This window comes from Kitasatospora sp. NPDC057198 (assembly GCF_042670125.1).
GTDB lineage: Bacteria > Actinomycetota > Actinomycetes > Streptomycetales > Streptomycetaceae > Kitasatospora.
Genome location: NZ_JBHUWH010000041.1, coordinates 22,112 through 29,686 on the forward strand (window position 1 = coordinate 22,112; position 7,575 = coordinate 29,686).

Here is a 7,575-nt window from a genome sequence, read left to right on the forward strand (position 1 = left end):
CTGGTACACAGAACGGGCGACCGATCGAGGGGACGGGAGCACCAGCCCGTCACCAGGTCGAGAGGCCCACGCCCATGCGCCCACGCGCGTCCGCGCCGCCCCCGGTCGCCCTCTACGCGGTCGGCCAACTCCCCGCCTACCTGCTGCCCACCCTGGTGGGGCGCCTCACCGGCGGAGCCGGGCTGACCCCGACCCGGGCGGGGGCCCTCGGCAGCGTCCTGCTGCTCGCCTCCGCCACCGTCGCGCTGCTACTCGCCGGGCGCGTCGCGGCCCTCGGTCCGGCCCGCACCGCCCGGACCGGCCTCGCCCTGCTCGCACTCGGCTGCGGGCTCGCCGCCACCGGACCGCAACTGCCGCTGCTCACCGCCGCCCTGGTGATGGCCGGCCTCGGCGCGGGCGCGGCCACCGCCGTCGGCACCACGGGCATCGCCGGAACGTCCGACCCGCACCGCGGTACCGTCCGTGCCCTGCTCGCCACTTCGGGCACCGCGGCCGGGCTCTACCTGCTGCTCCCGCACCTCGGCCGCGGGCCGGCGGCGCCCTTCACCGCACTCGCCCTTGCGGCTCTGGTGGCCCTGGCCGCCGCTGTCCCCCGGCCCGGTCGGACCGCCCCGGCGCGGGCCGACGAGCCGCGCGGGGCCGGGCTCGGGGCCGAAGCCGGGGCCCGGACCCGGACCGTCACTGCCCCGCACCCGCACCCGCACCCTCGCGGCGGGCCTGCGCCCGGCGTCGGGGCACGGGCCCGTGCGGGCGCGCTCGTCCTGGCCATCCCGTTCTGGTCGATGGCACAGAACGCGCTCTGGGGCATCAGTGGCCAACTGGGCCACCGGCAGGCCGGGTTGGGGGAGAACGCCCTCGGCCTGGTGTTCGCGCTGGCGCTGTTCGGCGGCCTGCTGGGCGTGATCGCGGCCGGCGTGCTCGGGGCCAGGATCGGCCGGGCGGCCCCGATCGGCCTCGGCACCCTGGTGATCGCCGGGTGCGCCCTGCTGACCGGTACGGCCCGCGGCCCGGTCGCCTTCACCACCGGTGAACTGCTGTGGAACCTGCTCTACCCGCTGGTGCTCAGCCACCTGCTCGGCCTCGCCGCCGCCCTCGACCCGAGCGGCCGCCGCGCCGTCCAGATCTTCGCCGCCTCCGCCCTCGGCATCGCCTGCGGACCGCTGACCGGCGCCACGCTGGCGAGCGGCGTCGGATACCCGGGAACGGGCGCAGTGCTCGCCGCCACGCTGGCGCTCAGCGCCGGACCGCTGACGCTGGCCGCCCGGGTGGGCGCACCCCGCGGCCCGCTCGGCCTCCGGCCCGTACCCGGCCGTCCGACCTGGCACCCGACCGGCCGTCCGACCTGGCGTCGGGCCACCGGCCGGCGGCGCCCCGCGACCGGACCCGCCACCACGCACCTCACCGTCCACTCAGCCCACTCCGCCGCCCACCCGACAACCCACCCGGTAGCCCGCGTCCCCGGGCAGCGCCGCCCGGCGCGGTCCACCCGCCCGGAGGGCCGCGACGCCCGTCCGGACTACGCCTTCAGCAGCGCCCGGAGCAGCGTCTCCACGTCCGCCCCGGACGGCAGTTCGCTGACCTGACCGTCCCCGACCTCCACCACCCGCCACTGCTCGGCCCCGTCCGCCGCACCCGCCCCGGCGCGGCGGGCCAGGTCGGTGGTGACGAAGCGGCACCCCAGGCGCCGGACCAGCGGGCGGACCGCGGACAGGTCGGGCTCCACCCGGTTCGCCGGACTGTCGGGGTGCGGGCCGACCAGCACCGGTTCACCGTCCAGCCACCAGACCCGGGCCTCCTCCGCCCGCCCGTCCGCAGCCCGGACGAACGGCTCGAAGCGGCGCACCACCAGCCCGCCCGCCAGGAACTCGCCCTGCAACTCGGCGAAGCGCGACGCCACCCGTTCCAGCGCGTCGAGGTCGGCCAGGTCCGGCACGTAGCAGGCTTCGGCCCATTCGTGCTTGCGGGACTTCACGTAGTCCTTCACCACCGCGGGCCCCCGGCCACCCAGTCCGGCCGCCGCCTCGGCCAGCGCGGACCGGCTCCAACTCGTCCCGGGCAGCCAGCTGCTGGTCGGCGTCAGTGCTTCGAACGTCCGGTACCAGCCGGGCAGTTCATGGGCGGTCGCGTACGCGTCCGGCCCGGTCAGCAGCGGTCGGCCGCGGGCCGCCAGCACTTCGGCGAGCTCGGCGTACCGGGCGGTGGGGATCATCCAACCCCGGTACCAGAGCGGTCCCGGACCGGCCGGGACCCGGCGGACGGCGGCCTCGGCGTCCCCGGCGAGCAGCGCGTCGTGGTCAAGCAGGACGTGACCGCTGCCCACCGCCCGGAGCGCCGACGCCTCCCAGGCGAAGTGCGGGTCCACCCGACGGGGGAACAGCGGGTCGGACGGCAGGATGACGGCGGGTTCGACCATGCGGCTCAGACTAGGTCCACCGGTCGGCGGGGAGCCCGGAAACCCCGTACCCCGCGCACCGGTCTGCGCGTCGGACCGCCCGCCGACCCACCTGTCGGTCCGTCCGTCGGTCTGCCCGGAAACCGGATCGACACCCCCTCCCGGACTCTGCCAGGGTGAACGGGTGCGATGGTTCACGAGTGCGCGGAAGCCCGTCGGCGAACGGCGCCCCCGCCAGGCGGCGCGGACACTGGTGCTCTCACCGGAGGGCGAGGTGTTCCTGTTCCGGTCGGACAACTCCGAGGTCGGGGTGCACTGGAACGCTCCGGGCGGCGGCCTGGAGCCCGGCGAGTCCCCGGTCGAGGGCGCCCTCCGGGAACTGCACGAGGAGACCGACTGGACCGACCTCCGGCCGGGCCCGCTCGTCTGCACCTGGGAGCACGACTTCACCTGGCACGGCATCCCGGTCCGCCAGCACGAGCACATCTTCCTGACGCACGGCCCGCGCCGGGAGCCGGGGGACGTGGCGGCGGTCCACCGGGTCGACGGCATCCTCGGCTGGCGCTGGTGGACGCCGGACGAACTCGCCGCGCCGGACGCCGACCCGACCTGGCCGCCCAACCTGGCGGCCCTGCTCCCCGGGCTCCGCGACGCCGGAGCGGGCCCGATCGAGCCGGTTCACCTCGGCTACGTGCCGAACACCGCTCCGCGCACCGCCCGGCCGTAACGGGGCCTGCTGAGTCGGCGCCCGCAGCGCCGCCGCCTGCTTCTGCCTGCCGCCGCCTGCCTCTGCCTGTCGCGCCGGTGCCCGCAGTGCCTGCCGCGCCGGCTCAGCGGACCGGGCGCCGCCCCCGCCGGCGTCCGCGGGCCGCCGGCAGCTCGGCCTGCCAGTCACGCAGCCCCAACTCCCGGTCGTGCACCGCCTCCGGGTTGATCACCACCGAGAGCAGGGCGGAACGCAGTTCTTCCGGGCTCAACCCGGTCGAACGCTGCAACTGCTCGGTGGGGACCGACACCGCGATGGCCGGCCGCCAGTCCGGCAGCACCACCTGGCAGGTGCCGGAACCGAAGCGCAGCAACTGCGCCGACACCCGGCGGTCCGGGGCCCGTCCGGCGGGCCCGGTGCCCTCGGTCAACCCGGGGGACCCGCCGATCAGGACGCCCATCGGCACGCCCAGCGGATCCGTCGGCCCGATCTCCTTCCCGGCCCCGGCCCCGGCCTTCTCCGCCTCCGCGCGGTGCCCGTCCGCCCGCGGCAGCAACGCCCGCACCTGGCTCAACCGCCGCGAAGGCGCGGGCCGCCGCTGCGGCCGCACCCGCCCCGCCGGCTCGCCGACACTCCAGGCCCCCGACGACCACTCGACCGCCCCGGCAGCACTCGCGGCGCCCACGCCCGCCCCGCCCACGTCCGTACCCGCACTCGACACCGGGCCCTCGGCGCCAGCCCGCCCCGGTGCGTCCGCGGCACCACTGCCCGCCGAACCCGCTTTCACCGCACGGCGGTTGACGTCCCCGTACGGTCGGTCCGACGCGTTCTGGTCGAGCGAGGTCATGACTGTGCCCTCCGGAATCCGAGCTCGCCCGATCCTGCACCACCGGTGCGCGCCGGGCCAAGGGACGTGCGCACACGGCCGGTGGTTCCCGCCCGTGGGGACAAACCCGTTGCGGGCCCCGAGCACGGGGCTAGGCTGGGACCATGTCTCTCACGTCATGCCTGCGCTGGTGGCCGTCCTAGGACGGCCGTTCCCCACGCATGACTCCAGGGCCGTCCGCAAGGGCGGCCCCGGCGCGATCTCTCGGACGGAGCAGGGCACACCCCGGCGGGCGGCCACCACCACCCGCACCCGAGGAGCACCCGCCATGACCGCACCCGCACCCGCCCCCGCCGAAACCGGAGCGGTGCGAGCCGCCGACCGGGACACCGCCGCCGCGGAGAGTACGAAGGAAAGCGCGCAGGAAAGCGTGCAGGAAGGCACGCGGGAGAGCGCGAACCCGCTGATCGCCACCACCGCCGAAGGACACCACCGCATCCTGACCGGCGACCGCCCCACCGGCCCGCTGCACCTCGGCCACTACTTCGGGACGCTCCGCAACCGCGTCGAACTGCAGTCCCGGGGGCTCGAATTGATGATCGTGATCCCCGACTACCAGGCGATCACCGACCGGGACCGGGCCGACCACCCCGCCGAGCACGCGGAGAACCTGGTCCTCGACTACCTGGCCGCGGGCGTCGACCCCGAGCGGGCCACGATCTTCACCCACAGCGCCGTCCCCGCGCTGAACCAGCTGATGCTGCCCTTCCTCAGCCTGGTCAGCGTCGCCGAACTCTCCCGCAACCCCACCGTCAAGGACGAGATCGCCCACTCCCGGCAGTCCGCCGTCAGCGGGCTGATGTTCACCTACCCCGTCCACCAGGCCGCCGACATCCTGTTCTGCAAGGCCGACCTCGTCCCGGTCGGCCAGGACCAGCTGCCGCACCTGGAAGTCACCCGCACCATCGCCCGCCGCTTCAACGACCGCTACACCGCCCTCTTCCCCGAACCGCAGGCCCTGCTCTCCCGCGCCCCGCTGCTGCTCGGCACCGACGGCGGCAAGATGAGCAAGAGCCGGGGCAACGCCATCGCCCTCGGCGCCGACGAGGACGAGACCGCCCGGCTGCTCCGCGGCGCCGTCACCGACCCCGACCGCCACATCGACTACGACCCCGTGAACCGTCCCGGCGTCTCCAACCTCCTGCTGCTCACCGCGCTCTGCCAGGATCGCGACCCGCGCGCCGTCGCCGAGGAGATCGGCAACGGCGGAGCCGCCCTCCTCAAGCGCACCGCCACCGAGGCGGTCAACGAGTACCTGCGCCCGCTGCGGGCCCGCCGCGCCGAACTCGCCGCCGACCGCACCGTGCTGCGCGAGGTCCTGCGCACCGGCAACGCCCGCGCCAACGCCGTCGCCGACCGGACCCTCGGCGAAGTCCGCGCCGCCATGGGCACCTTCTAGCCCCGGCCGGTCCGTTCCGCTGTCGTCCCGTCGTCCCGTCATCCCGTCGTCCCCGCGCAGCCTCCCGGAGGACGACGGAGCGACAGCGGCACCGCTGGGATGGGCCGTTCCCGGACGGGGGATACCGTCAGCAGACGGAACAGCGGAACCACCGGGCAGTGGAACAACGGCCGACCGCCTTCCGCCCCCACCCCCCCGCATGCGCCCCCGAAGGAGTTCCGGATGCCCCTGCGCCCGCTCCGCCCCGGCGACCGGGTCGCCCTCGCCGCCACCAGCGGCGCGATCGACCCCGCCCGACTCGACCTCGGCATCGAGATCCTGCGCACCTGGGGCCTGGAGGTGACCGTCCTCCCGCACCTCCACGACACCCACCCCACGCTGTCGCACCTGGCCGGCACCGACGCCCACCGCGCCGCGGACCTGCAGTCCGCCTGGCTCGACCCCGACGTCGCCGCGGTCCTCTGCGCCCGCGGCGGCTTCGGCGCCCACCGGATGGTCGACCTCCTCGACTGGGACGCGATGCGCGCCGCCGAACCGAAGCCGCTGGTCGGATTCAGCGATGTCACCGTCCTGCACGAAGCCTTCGCCCAGCGGCTCGGCATCCCCACCTTCTACGGCCCGATGCCCGGCACCACCGTCTTCAGCACCGACCCCGCCACCGCCGAACACCTGCGCCGCACCCTCTTCGAACCCACCGCCACCACCCTCCTCACCGGCCCCGACGCCACCGCCCTCGCCCCCGGGCGGGCGCACGGCGTCCTGATGGGCGGCTGCGCCTCCCTGCTCGCGGCCGACCGCGGCACCCCCGGCGCGCGGCCGTCCTTCGCCGGCGGCCTGCTCCTCCTGGAGGACGTCAACGAGCAGCCCTACCAACTCGACCGGATCCTCACCCAGCTCCGCCGCAACGGGGCCCTGGAGGGAGTGGCGGGAGTGGTGCTCGGCTCCTGGGACGGCTGCGGCCCGCTCGACGGCGTGCGGGCCGTGATGCTCGACCACTTCGGCGGACTCGGCATCCCCGTCCTGTGGGAACTCGGCTTCGGCCACTGCCCGTCCTCGATCACCGTCCCGCTCGGCGTCCCCGCCACCCTCGACGCCGACGCCGGCACGCTCACCCTGGACACACCTGTTCTCAGTGGCCCTACTGGCGCGTAGGGTGCGAGCCATGCACGTCGAAGGCACCCCCGCCACCGCTTCCGCCACCGCTACCGAGCAGCCCGTCGCCGTCGCGGAACAGGTGGTGGCCCAAGCCCTCGGCCTGCTCCGCGGCCCCGGCAGCGGCGCCGGACGCACCGTCCTCGGCCTGACCGGACCGCCCGCCGCCGGCAAGTCCACCCTCGCGCACCTCCTGGTTGCGGAGATCAACCGCCGCGAGGGCCCCGACACCGCCGCCCTCCTTCCGCTCGACGGCTTCCACCTCTCCAACACCCAGCTCGACCGCCTCGGCCTGCGCCCCCGCAAGGGTGCCCCCGAGACCTTCGACGCCCACGGCTACCTGGCCCTCCTCCAGCGCGTCGTCACCGACCGCTTCCACGACATCTACGCTCCCGACTTCGACCGCACCCTCGACGAACCGGTCGCCGCCCGTCACCTCATCCGCCCCCACACCCGGCTCGTCGTCACCGAAGGCAACTACCTCGCCGCCCCCACCACCCCGTGGACGGACGCCCGCGCCCTGCTGCGCGAACTCTGGTACGTCGACGCGGACGAGAGCGCCCGGGACGCCCGTCTGCTGACCCGCCACACCGCCGGCGGCCAGGACGAGACGGCCGCCCGCCGACGCATCGACGACAACGACCGCCCCAACGCCGCCTACGTGACGACCACCCGTACGGCCTGCGACCGGGTGGTCCGTGCGGGCGAGTTTGCACCCGCCACCGATCCGGCGTAGTGTTGACTGGTCGCTCGGCAGGGAGCACCGGACACGCATCTGTGTGGACGGTCCCGGGGCGGCCAATCCCCTGAGAAACCAGTTCGATGATCCGTGACGGGTCGCGTTCCTTTTCGCGTCCCCGTTCGCATTCTCGGCGTGCGCTTTTCCGGAGATTGCGGCCGATTCGCTTTCAGGAGCGGGGATCGGCTAGAGTTTGAAACGTCGGACGGGGCGTCAAGCCGCAGAAGACGAAAGCGAGTCGGGAAAGAGCAGCAGCTCGGATCTGATAAGCTGGAAACACGAAAGAACGAAGCGCCCGGAG

7 protein-coding genes are annotated in these 7,575 nt (G+C 74.9%); 5 read left to right on the forward strand and 2 right to left on the reverse strand.

What is annotated here, in order from left to right:
* Positions 1-74: 74 nt before the first annotated feature.
* Positions 75-1,583, forward strand: coding sequence for an MFS transporter (locus ACFUEL_RS07585; RefSeq protein WP_380235119.1), 1,509 nt, complete (start codon positions 75-77; stop codon positions 1,581-1,583).
* Here the strand turns inward: ACFUEL_RS07585 and ACFUEL_RS07590 are convergent.
* Positions 1,517-2,413 carry an ATP-grasp domain-containing protein gene (locus ACFUEL_RS07590; RefSeq protein ID WP_380235120.1) on the reverse strand — a complete coding sequence of 299 codons (897 nt, stop codon included), beginning with the start codon at positions 2,411-2,413 and terminating at the stop codon, positions 1,517-1,519. The two genes, ACFUEL_RS07585 and ACFUEL_RS07590, sit on opposite strands and share 67 nt — an antisense overlap.
* A 163-nt stretch (positions 2,414-2,576) precedes the next feature.
* On the opposite strand from ACFUEL_RS07590, the gene ACFUEL_RS07595 reads away from it, so the two are divergent.
* Entirely contained in the window at positions 2,577-3,119 is a 543-nt protein-coding gene (locus ACFUEL_RS07595; protein ID WP_380235121.1) for an NUDIX hydrolase, read from the forward strand.
* Positions 3,120-3,222: 103 nt separating this feature from the next.
* On the opposite strand, the gene ACFUEL_RS07600 is transcribed toward ACFUEL_RS07595, so the two are convergent.
* Positions 3,223-3,654, reverse strand: a complete 432-nt coding sequence (locus ACFUEL_RS07600; protein WP_380235122.1) for a hypothetical protein — start codon at positions 3,652-3,654, stop codon at positions 3,223-3,225.
* 598 nt (positions 3,655-4,252) lie between these two features.
* Between ACFUEL_RS07600 and trpS the strand changes: the two genes are divergently transcribed.
* The 3 genes from trpS (at position 4,253) to ACFUEL_RS07615 (ending at position 7,271) form a co-directional block, all read left to right on the forward strand.
* Positions 4,253-5,383, forward strand: coding sequence for a tryptophan--tRNA ligase (trpS, locus tag ACFUEL_RS07605; protein WP_380235123.1), 1,131 nt, complete (start codon positions 4,253-4,255; stop codon positions 5,381-5,383).
* Positions 5,384-5,605: 222 nt separating this feature from the next.
* Positions 5,606-6,535, forward strand: coding sequence for an LD-carboxypeptidase (locus ACFUEL_RS07610; RefSeq protein ID WP_380235124.1), 930 nt, complete (start codon positions 5,606-5,608; stop codon positions 6,533-6,535).
* Positions 6,536-6,545: 10 nt separating this feature from the next.
* Positions 6,546-7,271: a nucleoside/nucleotide kinase family protein gene (locus tag ACFUEL_RS07615; protein ID WP_380235125.1), complete on the forward strand. Its 726-nt coding sequence runs from the start codon at positions 6,546-6,548 to the stop codon at positions 7,269-7,271.
* Positions 7,272-7,575: the final 304 nt, after the last annotated feature.

What these genes read in the sequence shown, in the direction of transcription:
- ACFUEL_RS07585 (WP_380235119.1), top strand. Translation starts at nt 75, where the DNA reads ATGCGCCCACGCGCGTCCGCGCCGCCCCCGGTCGCCCTCTACGCGGTC.
- ACFUEL_RS07590 (WP_380235120.1), bottom strand. Translation starts at nt 2,413, where the DNA reads ATGGTCGAACCCGCCGTCATCCTGCCGTCCGACCCGCTGTTCCCCCGT.
- trpS (WP_380235123.1), top strand. Translation starts at nt 4,253, where the DNA reads ATGACCGCACCCGCACCCGCCCCCGCCGAAACCGGAGCGGTGCGAGCC.
- ACFUEL_RS07610 (WP_380235124.1), top strand. Translation starts at nt 5,606, where the DNA reads ATGCCCCTGCGCCCGCTCCGCCCCGGCGACCGGGTCGCCCTCGCCGCC.
- ACFUEL_RS07615 (WP_380235125.1), top strand. Translation starts at nt 6,546, where the DNA reads ATGCACGTCGAAGGCACCCCCGCCACCGCTTCCGCCACCGCTACCGAG.